We start from the raw sequence: 15,574 nt of genomic DNA, 5'->3' as shown, positions 1-15,574 counted from the left end.
GTGCGGACCGCGGCCGACGGGTCCGGAGGCGATGGTCGCGTGCGCTGCGTGGGTGGCGCCTGGGAGCCTGGTGCCATGTGCGGGCGATAGGCGTCCTTCCGCGAGGACCAGACCCTGGCCGACGAGTTCGCCGTCGCGACCGTCGCCGACGACGTACGGCTGCTCGGGCCGTCGTGGAACGTGGCACCGACGGACGGCGTCCGGATGGTCGTCGAGCGGGCCGACAAGCAGACCGGCGAGGTGACGCGGCAGCTGCGGGTCGCCCGATGGGGACTGGTGCCCTCGTGGGCCAAGGACCCGTCGGTCGGCAGCAGGATGATCAACGCCCGCGTCGAGTCGGTCACGGACAAGCCGGCGTTCGCGCGGCCGTTCGCGACCCGACGCGCCCTGCTCCCGGCCGACGGGTACTACGAGTGGAAGAAGCCGGGCCCGGGCGCGACGACGAAGCGCAAGCAGCCCTTCTACCTGCACCCCGAGGATGGCGGGGTCGCCGCGCTGGCGGGCCTGTACGAGTTCTGGAAGGACCCGTCCCGGTCCGACGAGGACCCCGACCGCTGGGTCGTGAGCACCACCGTCATCACCCGGCCCGCCACGGACGAGCTGGCTCACATCCACGACCGGCAGCCCCTGATGCTCCGCCCGGAGGCGTGGGACGCCTGGCTGAGCCCTGCCACGGGCGCCGACGAGGCGGCCGCGCTGCTCGACGCCGAGCCCCCGCGCATCGTCGTCACGCCGGTGTCCACGCAGGTCAACGCGGTGGCGAACAACGGGCCCGAGCTCGTCCACCCGGTCGAGCCCGATCCCGAGGTCTGATCCCGGCACCGTCCCCGCTCGTCGAGACGTCGTCCGGTGCGGGGCCGCCCGAGCCGTGCGCACACCCGGGCGCGCTCCGCCGGCGCCGCCCGGTCGCTGCGGTCAGGGCCCGCCGGGCAGGTCAGTCCGCTGCGGCCGTGAGCCGGACCGGCGTGACGCTCCCGATGCCCGCCAGGTCCCGCGGGGCCAGCTCCTCGACCACGAACCTCCTGTCGCCCGCGAGCGCCTGGGCGGTGCCGAGGTCGGTGAGGACGGTGCTGGGGTCGGCGATGTCGGTGAGCCGGGCCGCCAGGTTCACGTGCGGCCCGAACACGTCGCCGAACCGCGACAGCACGCGCCCCCAGACGAAACCCACCCGGACGGGGGTGACGCCCCGCGCCCCGTCGGCGAGGCCCGAGATCTGCTGCGCCACCCCCACGTCGAGCCCGCGGCCGAGCTCGTCGGCGAGGCCGAGCGCGACGCGGGCGCCCGTCGCGGCGTCGTCGGCGACGAACAGGACCGCGTCGCCGATGGTCTTGACGACGCGGCCGCCCGCCGCGGTCACGACGTCCCGCGCGGCGGCCTCGAAGCGCTGCACGAACTGCGACAGGTCGGTGGAGCCGAGGCCGGCCGTGCGCCGGGTGAAGGAGACCATGTCGGCGAACCCGACGGCGCGGGCCAGCGGCAGCACGGTCCGGTCGGGGTCACCCGTGCGCAGGTGCCCGAACTCGGCGGCGTACCGTCCGGCGATCGCCGACAGCTGCCGCCGGTACGAGTGCACGAGCTGGGCCTCGAGCACCGGGACGAGGTCGGCGAGCCGGTCGAGCACCAGCAGCCGGGCGGTGGTGTCGTCGAGCTCGTACCGGTCGGCCATGTCCTCGACGAGGGCCTCGACCTGCCAGAGCGCGAGCCGGTCGGACGTGTGGCCGAGGGCGCGCGTGACCGTCATGACGGTCTTCAGGTCGAGCCCGTGCTCCCGGACGAGCGCGGCCGCCCGGTCCACGGCCTCGGCGTCGCTCTCGGTGTAGACGGCATCGTCGGCGGCGGCATGGGGAAGACCCATCGTGCTCCAGAAGCTGCGCACCACGTCGAGGTCGACGTCGGCGCGCGCGGCGAGGTCGCGCACGCTCAGGGTCCGGGGACCGCCGAGCAGCTCCGCGTCGAGCTCGCCCACGGTCGACTCCACGACCTCGAGGTCGAACCGGTCGGGAACCTCGTCCCTGACGGCGTCCGGCACGTCGGGACGTGGGTCGGTGCGGCCGCTGGGAGGGTCGTCGGGCACGCGTCGAGGGTAGTTCACCCGGCGTCGCGGACGTGGCGGACGTCACCCGCGAGGACGTGGTGGGTGCCGCCCTCGTCGTCCACGACCACGAGCGCCCCGTCGTCGTCGAGCGCCCGGACCACGCCCGTGGTGAACCCTCCGCCGGGCTCCTCGACGCGGACCCTGCTGTCGATCGTGCCGCACACGGCCGCCACCTCGTCGGCCAGGCCCGACGCGCGCGCGTCGCCGCGCACGGCGCCCCACCGGCTCACGACCGCGTCGAGCGCGGTGACGAGGGCGACGACGAGCCCGAGGCGGTCGACGTGCCGGGCACCGGCGAGCGCCAGGGAGGAGGCGGACTCGACGGGCAGCTCGCCGGCCGACTGCGAGACGTTCAGCCCGATCCCGATGACGACGGCCGGGTCGTGCCCCGGTGACGCGGGGACGACCTCGGTCAGGATGCCCCCGACCTTCCGGTAGGCGCCCCAGCCCTCGACGACGGTGTCGGCAGGGACCAGCACGTCGTTCGGCCACTTCAGGAGCGCGGGTACGCCGGTGGTCGCGCGGACGGCGGTGACGGCGGCCAGCCCGGCGAGCAGCGGCAGCCAGCCCCACCGGTCGGCGGGTGCCTGCGGGCGCACGACGAAGGAGCAGGTCACGGCGGTCCCGGCGGGCGTCTCCCATGTCCGTCCAGCCCGTCCGCGACCACCGGTCTGGTGGTGCGCGACGAGCAGGCCACGGTCGGGCCACGCCTCGGGATCGGCGCGGAGCGCGGCCACCACGTCGGTGTTCGTCGACGCGGTGTGCTCGACCACCTCGACGCGGGCGAGCGGACCGGCCGGGGCCAGCAGGAGGCGGCCGAGCTCGTCGGGGTCGAAGGGCGCGCGGGCGTCGTCGGAGGGCATGGCGCCCATGATGACGTGCGGCCGTCCACCACGAGAAGGCGCGCACATTGTGGGATGTCGACGACCGTGGCCCCGCAACACCGTGATCGACCTGCACGCGCACGGCCGGGTTCCACAACTAGCCTCGGTCGGGTGACCCAGATCGACGACGCCGCCACCCGGTCCCCGGCCGCCGGACCCGGACCCGGACCGGGAGACGGCACCGCCGCGAGGCTGGCCGACCTCGCCGAGCGGCACCACGCCGGAGACGTCGCCGAGCAGGCCGCCGTCGACAAGCAGCACGCGCGCGGCAAGAAGACCGCCCGCGAGCGCATCGACGCGCTGCTGGACGAGGGCTCGTTCACGGAGCTCGACGCGTTCGTGCGGCACCGCTCGACGAACTTCGGCCTCGACAAGAAGCGGATCCCGGGCGACGGCGTCGTCGTGGGGCACGGCACCGTGGACGGCCGGCCCGTGTGCGTCTACTCGCAGGACTTCACGGTGTTCGGCGGCAGCCTCGGCGAGGTGCACGGCCAGAAGATCACCAAGGTGATGGACCTCGCGCTGCGCACGGGTGTCCCGCTCGTCGGCATCAGCGACGGCGGCGGCGCGCGCATCCAGGAGGGCGTCGCGGGCCTCACGCAGTTCGCGGAGATCTTCCGGCGGAACGTCGCGGCCTCCGGGGTGATCCCGCAGATCAGCCTCATCCTGGGCCCGTCGGCGGGCGGCGCGGTGTACTCCCCCGCCCTGACGGACTTCATCGTGATGGCGGACGGCACGTCGAACATGTTCATCACCGGGCCGGACGTGATCCGCGCGGTGACCGGTGAGGACGTGGGCTTCGAGGAGCTCGGCGGCGCGACGACGCACAACACGCGCTCCGGTGTCGCGCACTACATGGCGACGGACGAGGACGACGCGATCGACTACGCGCGCTCGCTCCTCGCGTACCTGCCGGCGAACAACCTCACGGACCCGCCGGCCTACCCGCACGAGGCGGACCTGTCGGTCACGGCGGAGGACGAGGAGCTCGACGCCCTGGTGCCGAACTCGGACAGCCAGCCGTACGACATGCGCACCGTGGTCGAGCACGTGCTCGACGACGGGATGATGCTCGAGGTCCAGCCGCTGTACGCGCAGAACGTCCTCATCGGGTTCGGCCACGTCGAGGGGCACCCCGTGGGGGTGGTCGCCAACCAGCCGATGGCGATGGCCGGCACGCTCGACATCAACGCCGCCGAGAAGGCCGCCCGCTTCGTGCGCACGTGCGACGCGTTCAACGTCCCGGTCCTGACGTTCGTCGACGTCCCGGGCTTCCTGCCGGGCACCGACCAGGAGTGGAACGGCATCATCCGGCGCGGCGCGAAGCTCATCTACGCGTACGCCGAGGCGACCGTCCCCCTCGTCACCGTCATCACCCGCAAGGCGTACGGTGGCGCGTACATCGTGATGGGCTCGAAGCAGCTCGGCGCGGACGTCAACCTCGCGTGGCCCACCGCGCAGATCGCCGTGATGGGTGCGGGTGGCGCGGTGAACATCCTGCAGCGCGGGGCCCTGGCCGCCGTCGCGAAGGACGGCGGGGACGTCGAGGCCGAGCGCCGCCGCCTCACCGCGGAGTACGAGGAGGCGATCGTCAACCCCTGGGACGCTGCCGACCGCGGCTACGTCGACGCGGTCATCGAGCCGTCGCGGACCCGCACGGAGATCGTCAAGGCGCTGCGGCTGCTGCGTACCAAGCGCGCGAGCCTGCCGCCGAAGAAGCACGGCAACATCCCGCTCTGAGAGGAACCCTGTTGAACGACGAGCAGCACGACCACGACGACCACGAGCACTCCCACAGCACGGAGCCGCTGTCGGGCGTCGACGCCGCGGAGCTGCACGCCGCCGTCGAGCAGCTGAGCGCCGTGCTGCACGGGTACGTCGACACCGCGGTCGGCGTGCGGGCCGAGTTCGGCGCGCACGAGGCCGACGAGGACCCGCGCGTGCTGTCGCTCGAGGGCGAGATCGGTGCGCTGAACGCCCAGCTCTACGACCTGCTGCACGACCGGCTCGGCATGCACGCGGACCTCACCGGGATGTCGTGGGGGGACGAGGACGAGACCGACGCCGACGCACCGCCGGCACCCGACGCGGTGGACACGTTCCACCTCGGTTTCGTCGTCGGACCGCAGGCCACGACGTCGGACATGTCGCTCGACTCCGTCCTCGACCTCATCGACGGTGGCGGTGCGGACATCGCGCAGCACCTCGTCGACGCCGGCTTCGCGGTGTCGGAGTGGGGCGTCTCGCGCGGCGCGCCGGTCGTGTTCGAGGAGGACGAGGACGACGAGGGCGACCGCCCGTGAGCGACGCGCACGTCCAGGTGGTCCGCGGCACCCCGGACGACGTCGAGCTCGCCGCGCTCGTCGCGGGGCTCATCGCCGCCGGGTCGGAGGAGGACGTCCGTGTGGACGCCACGCCGACGGTCCTGTCGGCGTGGAACGACCGGGGCCGTGCCGTGCGCGGCGGCGACGCCACCCGGCCCGGTCCGGACGCGTGGCGCTGGAGCCTGCGCGGCTGAGCCGTGCGGGCGTCGCAGATCCCCTTCAGCGCGTCCCGTACCGCCCAGTAGGGTCGGCGGGGTGACGACGACGCACTCCACCCGTGAGCCCTCCGCCATCGACGCCGTGGCCGAGGCCTACCTCGGCACCTATGCCACGCTCGACCCGTTCGCGGCGACCAGCCTCGGCATCGCCGGCCACGACCACGAGTCGACCGACTACTCGCCCGAGGGCCATGCCTCGCGGGCCGAGGCGGCCCGCTCGACGCTGCAGGCGCTGGACGGGCTGTCCCCGGCCGACGACGTCGACGACATCACGCTTGCCGCGATGCGCGAGCGCCTCGGCCTGTTCGTCGAGCTCGACGCCGCCGGCGAGGCGCTGCGGGACCTGAACAACATCGCGTCGCCCGTGCAGGGCATGCGCGAGGTGTTCGACCTCATGCCGACGGGCACCGTGGAGGGGTGGGAGAACATCGCCGCCCGCCTCAACGCGCTCCCGGGCACCGTCGACGGGTACGTCCGGTCGCTGCGTGCCGCCGCGGCCGCAGGGAACGTCTCGGCGGTGCGACAGGTCGTCGAGGCACTCCGGCAGGCCGAGGAGCTCGCCGACCCCGCGCAGTCCTTCTTCACGTCGTTCGTCTCCGGCGCGGAGGCCGCGGCCGTGCTCGACGACTCCGCCTCCTGCTCGCTGGTGCGCGCCGAGCTCGAGCGCGGCGCGACGGCCGCCCGCGGTGCCTACGCGACGCTCGCCGCCTTCCTGCGCGACGAGCTCGCGCCGCAGGCCCCGGACGTGGACGCCGCCGGGAGGGACCGCTACGCACTGTGGTCGCGCACCTTCCTCGGTGCCACGGTGGACCTCGAGGAGACCTACGCCTGGGGCGTCGAGGAGCTCGAGCGTGTCATCGCCGAGCAGCAGACGGTCGCCGCGCAGGTCGCCGGACCGGGCGCGACCATCGAGGAGGCGGTCGCCCTGCTCGACGCCGACCAGGGCCGGGTGCTGCAGGGCACCGAGGCGTTGCGGGCGTGGATGCAGGAGACGTCCGACGCGGCCATCGAGGCGCTCGACGGCCGCCACTTCGAGATCCCGGCGCCGATGCGCACCCTGGAGTGCCGGATCGCCCCGACGACGCACGGCGGCATCTACTACACGGGCCCCAGCGACGACTTCAGCCGACCGGGCCGCATGTGGTGGTCGGTGCCGCCCGAGGTCACGACGTTCAACACGTGGCGCGAGAAGACGACCGTCTACCACGAGGGGGTCCCCGGCCATCACCTGCAGATCGGCCAGGCGGTGTACCAGCGCGCGACGCTCAACGGCTGGCGCCGGCTGATGTGCTTCACGTCGGGGCACGCGGAGGGCTGGGCGCTGTACGCCGAGCGGCTCATGGCGAGCCTGGGCTTCCTGGACGACCCGGGCGACCGGCTGGGCATGCTCGACGCCCAGCGGCTGAGGTCCGCCCGGGTGGTGTTCGACATCGGCGTGCACCTGGGTCTGGAGGCGCCCGAGCGCTGGGGTGGCGGCACGTGGGACGCGGACAAGGGCTGGGAGTTCCTGCGCGCCAACGTCAACATGCCCGAGCCGTTCGTGCGCTTCGAGTGGAACCGCTACCTGGGCTGGCCGGGCCAGGCGCCCTCCTACAAGATCGGCCAGCGCCTGTGGGAGCAGACGCGCGACGAGGCGGCCGCGGCGGCCTCCAAGCGTGGGGAGGAGCTCGACCTGCGGGCGTTCCACGCCCGGGCGCTCGGCATGGGGTCGCTCCCGCTCGACGTCCTCAAGGCGGCGTTCGCCCGCTGACGGCGCCACCGGTCGGCCCGGTGCGAGAGGGTGCGAGCACGCACCCCCTCGCACCGTCCGGCGCCGGAGGCGGACGTCAGAGCAGTGAGCTCCCGTACTTGGCGACCACGAGGATCGCGATGACGACGAGGAACGCGATGGTGACGAACCAGTCGTTGCCCGACGCCACGAACCGGCGCAGCGGCGCCCCGCGTGGACCGGGCAGCAGATGCCCGTCCCGGATGCAGATGCGTGTCAGCCCCGCCCACACGACGGTCGTCGTCAGCGTGATCAGCAGGCACCACGGGCACAGCGCACCGATCTCCGCCCACGCCTCGTAGAACAGCCAGATCGCGAACACGAAGCCCGCGGTGTAGATGGCCTCGGCCGCGAGCATGAACCAGCGCGGGAACGTCACGCCGCCGATCATCGCGATGGCCACGGTGATCACGACGGCCTCCGCCGCGATGCCGAGGAACGCGTTCGGGAACCCGAAGAGCGACGCCTGAGGGCTCTTCGCGACCGTGGCACAGCTGATGACCTCGTTGAGGTCGCAGCCGAGCACGGCGTCCGCGTCGCCCGCGAGCGTGATGGCCTCGATGGACAGGACGAACGACGTGTACAGACCGATCGCACCGGAGACGGCCATCTCGGTCGCCGTCCGCCGACGCCAGGCCAGGGACGCGGGCCGCAGCAGGTCGGGGTCGTCGTCGACCAGGTCGAGGTCGTCCTCGTCGTACCCGTCGTCGTGCAGGTCCGAGTCCAGGGCGTCGAGGCCGGGGTCGCTCCCCCGGGCCGGCGTGGCCGCGTCAGTCACAGCGTCTCCTTCGTTGCCGTCCGCGACCCGGTCCGTGCCGCGTCGTCGCTCACCAGCCGCCCATTCTGCCCCGCTGACCTGTGCGGCGGGGCGAGACCGAGGTCCTGGTCCGCGGGACGTGCGAGTCCGGGTCGTCGGCACGACGTGGGGACCTCCGGGCCGCGCCTGCCGCGCCACGACCGGTTCGTTAGGCTCGCGGTTCGTGACCCGCCTGCTGCTCGCCTCCGCCTCCCCCGCCCGCCGCGCCACCCTCCTCGCTGCCGGCATCGACCCGCTCGTGGCCGTCTCCGGTGTCGACGAGCTCGCCGTGCTCGACGCCGCCCGCGCCCGGTTCGGGGAGCTCGACCCGGCCGACGCGGTGCTGGTGCTCGCGCAGGCCAAGGTCGACGACGTGGCCCGCTCGCTCGCGGAGGGCGAGCTGACGGAGCGCCTGGGGCTCGACGCGGACGACGCGGACGACGAGCTGGTGCTGCTGGGCTGCGACTCCATGCTGGAGCTGGACGGCGAGATCCTCGGCAAGCCGCTGGACGCGGACGACGCGGTGCTGCGCTGGCGGGCCATGCGCGGCCGCACGGGGACGCTGCACACCGGGCACTGGCTCGTCGACGAGCGCACCACCGGCGACGGCGGGGCGGGCACGGGCGGCACGCTGGGCGCGACGTCGTCGACCGTGGTCCACTTCGCCGACCTCTCCGACGACGAGGTCGCGGCGTACGTCCGCACGGGTGAACCGCTCGCCGTCGCCGGGGCGTTCACCATCGACGGGCTGGGCGGCCCCTTCGTCGAGCGCATCGAGGGCGACCACCACGGGGTCGTGGGTCTGAGCCTGCCGCTGCTGCGCGAGCTGCTCGGCGAGATCGGCGTGACGATCCCGAGCCTCTGGCGCGACCACGCCTGAGCCGCTCGTCCGACGCGCTCCCGAGGGCCCGTCCCGGACCGAGGCAAGACGCTCGTCGAGGTCTCGGCGGTTGTGGCGAACGGACAACCGCAGACCCGCACAGAGCGGCTCGCCCAGGTGTCCTCGTCTGGTTCCTACAAATCGCTCCGGGGCCAGGTTGGGCGGTTCCCCAATCTTGCAGAGGCGGCGACCGTCGGCCGCGGTCGGGCACCCGGTGCAGGTTACGGTGAGCCGTGCCCGTGATCTCGAAGGTCCTCATCGCCAACCGCGGTGAGATCGCCGTCCGCATCGCCCGTGCCTGCCGGGACGCAGGCATCGCCTCCGTCGCCGTCTATGCCGACACCGACCGGGAGGCCCTGCACGTCCGGACCTCCGACGAGGCGTTCGCGCTCGGCGGTGCGCGCGCGGCCGAGACGTACCTCGACATCGCCAAGCTGCTCGACGTGGCGCGCCGCGCCGGCGCCGACGCCGTCCACCCGGGCTACGGGTTCCTCGCCGAGAACGCCGAGTTCGCGAAGGCCGTCATCGGCGCAGGGCTCACATGGATCGGCCCCCCGCCGTCGGCGATCGAGTCGCTGGGCGACAAGGTGAGCGCGCGGCACATCGCCCAGCGTGCGGGTGCCCCCCTGGTCCCGGGCACCTCCGACCCCGTCGCCGGGCCGCACGAGGTCCACGCGTTCGTCGCGGAGCACGGGCTGCCGGTCGCGATCAAGGCGGCGTTCGGCGGCGGCGGCCGCGGGCTCAAGGTGGCCCGCACGGTCGACGAGATCGACGAGCTGTTCGAGTCCGCCGTCCGTGAGGCCACGGCCGCGTTCGGTCGGGGCGAGTGCTTCGTCGAGCGGTACCTCGACAAGCCGCGGCACGTCGAGACGCAGTGCCTGGCCGACGAGCACGGCACGGTCGTCGTCGTCTCGACGCGCGACTGCTCGCTGCAGCGCCGCCACCAGAAGCTCGTCGAGGAAGCCCCCGCGCCGTTCCTCTCCGACACGCAGCGCAAGCAGCTCGTCGAGTCCAGCATCGCGATCCTGCGCGAGGCGGGCTACGTCGGCGCCGGGACGTGCGAGTTCCTCGTCGGGCTCGACGGCACCATCTCGTTCCTCGAGGTGAACACACGGCTCCAGGTCGAGCACCCGGTCACGGAGGAGATCAGCGGTATCGACCTGGTCCGCGAGCAGCTGCGCGTCGCGGCAGGGGAACCGCTCGGCTACGACCGCGTGGAGACGCGCGGCCACTCCATCGAGTTCCGCATCAACGGCGAGGACCCCGGCGCCGGCTTCCTGCCCGCGCCCGGACGGATCAGCACGCTGCGCTTCCCCGCCGGACCGGGGGTCAGGGTGGACTCCGGCGTGGTCGAGGGCGACAGCGTGTCCGGCATGTTCGACTCGATGATCGCCAAGCTGGTCGTCACCGGAGCCGACCGCACGCAGGCCCTCGCCCGGGCGCGGCGGGCCCTCGCGGAGCTGGAGGTCGTCGGCATCCCCACGGTCGTGCCGTTCCACCGGGCCGTGCTGGACGCCCCGGAGTTCGCCCCGGCGGACCCCGACCAGCCGTTCGGCGTGCACACCCGCTGGATCGAGACGGAGTTCGCCGACCGACTCGCACAGCTGGCTGCCGCCCCCGCGGCGACCCCGGCGGAGGACGAGGAGGAGCCCGCGACGTTCGAGCGGGTGGTCGTGGAGGTGGGCGGCAAGCGGCTGGAGGTCGTCCTGCCCGCTGCGCTCGCCCTGGGCCGCGGCCCTGGCGGGTCCGGGCGACCGGGAGCCTTCGGCGCCCGCGGGGCCGCCGCGCGGCGGCCTGCAGCCCGCCGCGGTCCCGCGAAGGCGGCGTCCGGCAACGGCACCACGCTCGCGTCCCCGATGCAGGGCACGATCGTCAAGGTCGCGGTCGAGGAGGGCGCGCAGGTGGCCGAGGGCGATCTCGTCGTCGTGCTGGAGGCGATGAAGATGGAGCAGCCGCTCGTCGCGCACCGCGCCGGGACGGTCACGGGTCTCGCCGCGGGTGTCGGGTCGAGCGTCAGCGCCGGGACCTCGATCTGCGAGATCGTCGGCTGATCCCGGGTGGAGGACCGCACGTCGGCCGCTGCGCGGTCGGGCGCGTCACCGGACGGCGACACGCCCGGTCGGCTCCCGCCCGGAGGCGGTCCTCCCGGCAGCGGCCCGTCCGGGAGCGGACCGCCGCCCGGCGTGCAGCACCACCGCCAGCCCGGTGACGGGTGGGTCGAGTGCGCCTGCGGCCGCCGCCACTGGGGCCTGCACGGCGCCGCCGGGCTGCTGCTGGTCCGTCGCGACGCACGCGGCCGGCCGGTCGCTGTCGTGCTGCAGCACCGCGCTCCGTGGAGCGACCAGGGCGGCACGTGGGGGCTGCCGGGCGGCGCGCGGACCCCGGACGAGTCCGCGGTGGAGGCGGCGCTGCGTGAGTCGGCGGAGGAGGCCGGGGTCGACCCGGCCTGCGTACGGGTGCGCGGCACCAGCGTGCTGACGCACGCCGACTGGTCGTACACGACGGTGCTCGCCGACGAGCTCGTGCCGGTGGTGCCGGTGGCGACCGACGCGGAGAGCGTCGAGGTGCGCTGGGTCCCCGTGGCGGAGGTCGCGGCCCTGCCGCTGCTGTCCGCGTTCGCCGATGCGTGGCCCGACCTGCGGCGACGGCTCTCGACCGGCAGCGAGGTGCCGGACGGCGTGGCCGACGACGCCGGCGACGACGTCACGGACGTGCCCGGCGTGGGCCCGACGGCGTGACCGGATTCACGTCCCCGTCCTCGGACGACCGTCGCGCAGCGGCGTCAGCGGGGAGTATGGTCACCGCACAGTGAGGTAAGCCTGTCCTCACCGTCGTGCACGAACCGCCCCGGCGGTCGCCGTCGCCGCGGACCTCCGCCCGGCACGGCGCCGCCCCTTCGACGGAAGCATCCATGGTCGCCAACTACCTGATCGGACTGCGCGAGGGCCTCGAGGCCGCGCTGGTCGTGTCGATCCTCGTCGCCTACCTCGTCAAGACGGGGCGCCGTGACCTGCTCGCCGCGCTCTGGGCAGGGGTCGGCGTCGCCGTCGCCGCGTCGCTCGCGTTCGGCGCGCTCCTCACGTTCGGCCCGTCGGGGCTGTCGTTCGAGGCGCAGGAGGCGATCGGCGGCACGCTGTCGATCCTCGCCGTCGGGCTCATCACGTGGATGATCTTCTGGATGGCCCGCACCGCGCGCCACCTCAAGGGGAACCTGCAGCACAAGCTCGACGACGCGGTCGCCGCCGGCCGCCGGGCCGTGGTCGTCATGGCGCTGCTCGCCGTCGGCCGGGAGGGCCTCGAGACGGCGCTGTTCCTCTGGGCCGGCGCGCAGGCCACCGGGGGCGACGCCGGCACCGCCGGTCCGATCGTCGGCGCAGCGGTGGGACTGGCCTCCGCGGTCGCGCTCGCCTGGCTGCTGTACCGGGGCGCGGTCAAGCTGGACCTCCGGGTCTTCTTCGGCTGGACGGGCATGTTCCTCGTGCTCGTCGCCGCGGGCGTCCTGTCGTACGGCATCCACGACCTGCAGGAGGCGGGCATCCTGCCCGGCCTGCACAACCTCGCCTTCGACGTCTCGACCACCGTCCCGCCCACGAGCTGGTACGGCACGCTGCTCAAGGGCGTCTTCAACTTCACGCCGGAGACCACCTGGCTGCAGGCGGTCGCATGGGTGCTCTACGTGGTGCCGACCATGGTCTTCTTCGTCCGCATCGCGTGGGCCAAGCCGCCCGCCCGCCCGGCGCGAGCCGCTGCCCCGGCCGGCCTGCCGGTCGCCGCCGCCTGAGCCGTCCGGCCGCGGACCGGCCCCACCTCAGCATCTCTGCACCCTCCGACCGTCGCGTGTGCACGCCCCGCGCAGCCGTCACCTCAGCCGTACCTGACTCGTCACCCCGAGGAGCTCGATGTCCCGCCGTACCGCCACCGCTCTGGCCCTGGCCGCGCTCGTCGTGCCCGTGACGACCGCCTGCGTGCCGAACGACACCGCCGGCGCCGGCGCGAGCAGCTCCGCCACCGGTCCCCTCACCGTGACCTCGACCGCCGACGGGTGCGAGGTGTCCGCCGCCACGGTGCCGGCCGGTCCCGTGACGTTCTCGGTGTCGAACGCCGGCGACGACGTCACCGAGTTCTACCTGCTCGGCGAGGACGGTCTCCGCGTCGTCGCCGAGGTCGAGAACATCGGCCCCGGCCTCAGCCGTGACCTCGTCGCACAGGTGCGGCCGGGGAAGTACTACACCGCGTGCAAGCCGGGCATGGTGGGCGACGGCATCCGCGCCGAGTTCACCGTCACCGACTCGGGCACGACGGTCACGCCCCCGGGCGACGCCGCCGAGCAGCTCGGCGCTGCCGAGAGCCAGTACGTCGCGTACGTCAAGGACCAGGTCGGGGCCCTCGTCGCGGCCACACAGGAGTTCGCCGACGCGTACGCCGGGGGCGACGACGCGAGGGCCAAGGAGCTCTACGCCTCGACCCGTGTGCACTGGGAGCGCGTCGAGCCCGTCGCCGAGTCGTTCGGCGACCTCGACCCGCTGCTCGACCTGCGCGAGGCCGACGTCGAGGAGGGTGACACCTGGACGGGCTGGCACCTCGTCGAGAAGGACCTGTGGCAGCCCGCCCCGGAGGCCAACGGCGGCGTCGCGTACACCCCGCTGACTCCCGAGCAGCGCACGGCCGCCGCCGCCGACATCGTCGCGAACACCGCGAAGCTGCAGGACCAGGTGTCCGACCCGGCGTTCACGTTCGAGGCGTTCCAGATCGCCAACGGCGCCAAGGAGCTCCTCGACGAGGTCGCCACCGGCAAGGTCACGGGCGAGGAGGAGATCTGGTCGCACACGGACCTGTGGGACTTCCAGGCGAACGTCGACGGAGCACGGGTGGCGTTCGAGGTCCTCGAGGACGTCGTCGCCGAGAACGACCCCGACCTGGCCGAGCAGCTGACACAACGGTTCGCCGCGCTGCAGACGCTCCTCACGGCGCACGGCACGACGGAGTCCGGCTTCACCGCGTACACCGACCTCACCGACGCGCAGGTCAAGGACCTCGCCGCTGCCGTCGACGCCCTGTCCGAGCCGCTGTCGCAGCTCACCGCCGCCGTCACCGTCGCCTGAGCCCACACCACACCACCCGGAGCCGCCCGTGTCCGCCTCCACGGACCCGCACGACGACCCCACGTCGGGCCACGACCTCACGTCCGGCCAGGACGCCGCGACGACCCCCGGCCCGGGGATGTCCCGGCGCGCCCTGCTGGGGCTCGGCGGTGGCATCGCCGCGGGCGTCGCCGCCGGCTTCGGCCTCGCCCGCGCCACGGGCGTCGCCCAGGCCACGACAGCCGCAGCTCCCCCGTCGGCCCGCCCCGGCACCTTCCCGTTCACGGGGACGCACCAGGCCGGGATCGTCACCCCGGCGCAGGACCGTCTCTACCTCGCGGCGTTCGACGTCACGACGACGTCCCGTGACGAGCTCGTCGCGCTCCTGCGCCGGTGGACGACGATCGCCGCCCGGCTCACCCAGGGACTGTCCGCCGGGCCGTACGGTCCGGCCTCCGGTCCGTACGACGCACCGCCGGACGACACCGGTGAGGCCGCCGACCTGCCGCCCGCGGGCCTGACGATCACGTTCGGCTTCGGGCGCTCGCTGTTCACCGGCCCGCGCGGCGACGACGGCACCCCCGGGACCGACCGCTTCGGGATCGCCGGCCGGCTGCCCGGCGGGCTGGTGGAGCTGCCGCACTTCGCGGCCGACAACCTCGACCCCGCGCGCAGCGACGGTGACCTCGTGGTGCAGGCGTGCGCCGACGACCCGCAGGTGGCCGTGCACGCCATCCGCAACCTGTCGCGGGCCGCGTTCGGCGCGGCGACGATCCGCTGGACGCAGCTCGGGTACGGCCGCACGTCCTCGACCAGCACCAGCCAGCGCACCCCACGGAACCTGTTCGGCTTCAAGGACGGCACCGCGAACGTCAAGGCCGAGGAGACGGACGCGCTGGCCGCGCACGTGTGGGTGCCCGCCGGGGCCGCGGCCGCGGACGCCACGGACTCTGCGTGGCTCACGGGCGGGAGCTATCTGGTCGCCCGGCGCATCCGGATGCGGATAGAGACGTGGGACCGGACGTCGCTGCGTGAGCAGGAAGGTCTGGTCGGCCGCACCAAGGGCGAAGGGGCACCGCTGTCGGGCGGCACGGAGCACACGGAGCCCGACTTCTCCCGCACGGGTCGCGGCGGCGCCCCGCTCATCGCGGTCGACTCGCACGTCCGGCTGGCCCACCCGGACCAGAACGAGGGCGTGCGGATGCTGCGCCGGGGGTACAACTTCACCGACGGCAACGACGCCCTGGGCCGCCTCGACGCCGGGCTGTTCTTCCTGGCGTTCGTGCGGGACCCGCGGACGCACTACATCCCGATGCAGACACAGCTCTCGAGCCAGGACGGGCTCATGGAGTACCTGGAGCACACCGGCTCGGGCCTCTTCGCGGTGCCGCCGGGGGTCCCTGACGGGTCGCTCCCGCTCGGTCCCGACGGCACGCCGGTGACGACCGAGGACGGCCCGTACGTCGGTCAGGAGCTGTTCGCCTGAGGCGACGGCCCGCCCGTCGGGACAGCCGTCGACCTCGTCGGG

General features: G+C 73.8%; 13 protein-coding genes and 1 pseudogene. 11 read left to right on the top strand and 3 right to left on the bottom strand.

Annotated features, from left to right (window positions below; translation table 11 throughout):
• Nucleotides 1–111: 111 nt before the first annotated feature.
• Nucleotides 112–813: pseudogene (locus ACVW07_RS16910) on the top strand (SOS response-associated peptidase); the annotation flags it as partial.
• Nucleotides 814–934: 121 nt separating this feature from the next.
• On the opposite strand, the gene ACVW07_RS16905 reads toward ACVW07_RS16910, so the two are convergent.
• Both ACVW07_RS16905 and ACVW07_RS16900 read right to left on the bottom strand, forming a co-directional pair.
• Nucleotides 935–2,074 (bottom strand): adenylate/guanylate cyclase domain-containing protein, encoded by a 1,140-nt coding sequence (locus ACVW07_RS16905; RefSeq protein WP_456820377.1) that lies wholly within the window; start codon nucleotides 2,072–2,074, stop codon nucleotides 935–937.
• Nucleotides 2,075–2,088: 14 nt separating this feature from the next.
• Nucleotides 2,089–2,958, bottom strand: coding sequence for a biotin--[acetyl-CoA-carboxylase] ligase (locus ACVW07_RS16900; protein ID WP_456820376.1), 870 nt, complete (start codon nucleotides 2,956–2,958; stop codon nucleotides 2,089–2,091).
• A 141-nt stretch (nucleotides 2,959–3,099) separates the two neighbouring features.
• On the opposite strand from ACVW07_RS16900, the gene ACVW07_RS16895 reads away from it, so the two are divergent.
• From ACVW07_RS16895 to ACVW07_RS16880, 4 genes are all read left to right on the top strand, one after another.
• Nucleotides 3,100–4,719, top strand: coding sequence for an acyl-CoA carboxylase subunit beta (locus ACVW07_RS16895; protein ID WP_456821108.1), 1,620 nt, complete (start codon nucleotides 3,100–3,102; stop codon nucleotides 4,717–4,719).
• Nucleotides 4,720–4,730: 11 nt separating this feature from the next.
• Nucleotides 4,731–5,282, top strand: coding sequence for a hypothetical protein (locus ACVW07_RS16890; RefSeq protein WP_456820375.1), 552 nt, complete (start codon nucleotides 4,731–4,733; stop codon nucleotides 5,280–5,282).
• On the top strand, nucleotides 5,279–5,497 hold the full coding sequence (locus ACVW07_RS16885; RefSeq protein WP_456820374.1) for an acyl-CoA carboxylase subunit epsilon: 219 nt from the start codon (nucleotides 5,279–5,281) through the stop codon (nucleotides 5,495–5,497). The genes ACVW07_RS16890 and ACVW07_RS16885 overlap by 4 nt, the downstream gene beginning before the upstream one ends.
• Nucleotides 5,498–5,558: 61 nt before the next feature.
• Nucleotides 5,559–7,271 carry a DUF885 domain-containing protein gene (locus ACVW07_RS16880; RefSeq protein ID WP_456820373.1) on the top strand — a complete coding sequence of 571 codons (1,713 nt, stop codon included), beginning with the start codon at nucleotides 5,559–5,561 and terminating at the stop codon, nucleotides 7,269–7,271.
• 76 nt (nucleotides 7,272–7,347) lie between these two features.
• Here the strand turns inward: ACVW07_RS16880 and ACVW07_RS16875 are convergent, their stop codons facing one another.
• Nucleotides 7,348–8,067: a vitamin K epoxide reductase family protein gene (locus tag ACVW07_RS16875; protein ID WP_456820372.1), complete on the bottom strand. Its 720-nt coding sequence runs from the start codon at nucleotides 8,065–8,067 to the stop codon at nucleotides 7,348–7,350.
• Nucleotides 8,068–8,269: 202 nt separating this feature from the next.
• Here ACVW07_RS16875 and ACVW07_RS16870 point away from each other — a divergent pair, with 202 nt between their 5' ends.
• From ACVW07_RS16870 to efeB, 6 genes are all read left to right on the top strand, one after another.
• Nucleotides 8,270–8,965, top strand: coding sequence for a Maf family protein (locus ACVW07_RS16870; protein WP_456820371.1), 696 nt, complete (start codon nucleotides 8,270–8,272; stop codon nucleotides 8,963–8,965).
• A 233-nt stretch (nucleotides 8,966–9,198) separates the two neighbouring features.
• On the top strand, nucleotides 9,199–11,016 hold the full coding sequence (locus tag ACVW07_RS16865) for an ATP-binding protein (RefSeq protein ID WP_456820370.1): 1,818 nt from the start codon (nucleotides 9,199–9,201) through the stop codon (nucleotides 11,014–11,016).
• A gap of 132 nt (nucleotides 11,017–11,148) precedes the next feature.
• Nucleotides 11,149–11,703, top strand: coding sequence for an NUDIX hydrolase (locus ACVW07_RS16860; RefSeq protein ID WP_456820369.1), 555 nt, complete (start codon nucleotides 11,149–11,151; stop codon nucleotides 11,701–11,703).
• Nucleotides 11,704–11,876: 173 nt separating this feature from the next.
• Nucleotides 11,877–12,746, top strand: a complete 870-nt coding sequence (gene efeU / locus ACVW07_RS16855) for an iron uptake transporter permease EfeU (RefSeq protein ID WP_456820368.1) — start codon at nucleotides 11,877–11,879, stop codon at nucleotides 12,744–12,746.
• A 118-nt stretch (nucleotides 12,747–12,864) separates the two neighbouring features.
• Entirely contained in the window at nucleotides 12,865–14,067 is a 1,203-nt protein-coding gene (gene efeO, locus ACVW07_RS16850) for an iron uptake system protein EfeO (protein ID WP_456820367.1), read from the top strand.
• 118 nt (nucleotides 14,068–14,185) lie between these two features.
• Nucleotides 14,186–15,532 carry an iron uptake transporter deferrochelatase/peroxidase subunit gene (gene efeB / locus ACVW07_RS16845; protein ID WP_456821107.1) on the top strand — a complete coding sequence of 449 codons (1,347 nt, stop codon included), beginning with the start codon at nucleotides 14,186–14,188 and terminating at the stop codon, nucleotides 15,530–15,532.
• Nucleotides 15,533–15,574 lie beyond the last annotated feature (42 nt).

It is taken from the genome of Cellulomonas sp. URHB0016 (genome assembly GCF_054057935.1).
The sequence above is the reverse complement of the archived record's forward strand: the minus strand, read 5'-3'. Positions and strand labels throughout refer to the sequence as shown.

Bases quoted from the DNA above. Each gene is read 5' to 3' on its own strand.
- ACVW07_RS16900 (WP_456820376.1), bottom strand. From the start codon at position 2,958: ATGCCCTCCGACGACGCCCGCGCGCCCTTCGACCCCGACGAGCTCGGC.
- efeU (WP_456820368.1), top strand. From the start codon at position 11,877: ATGGTCGCCAACTACCTGATCGGACTGCGCGAGGGCCTCGAGGCCGCG.
- efeO (WP_456820367.1), top strand. From the start codon at position 12,865: ATGTCCCGCCGTACCGCCACCGCTCTGGCCCTGGCCGCGCTCGTCGTG.
- efeB (WP_456821107.1), top strand. From the start codon at position 14,186: ATGTCCCGGCGCGCCCTGCTGGGGCTCGGCGGTGGCATCGCCGCGGGC.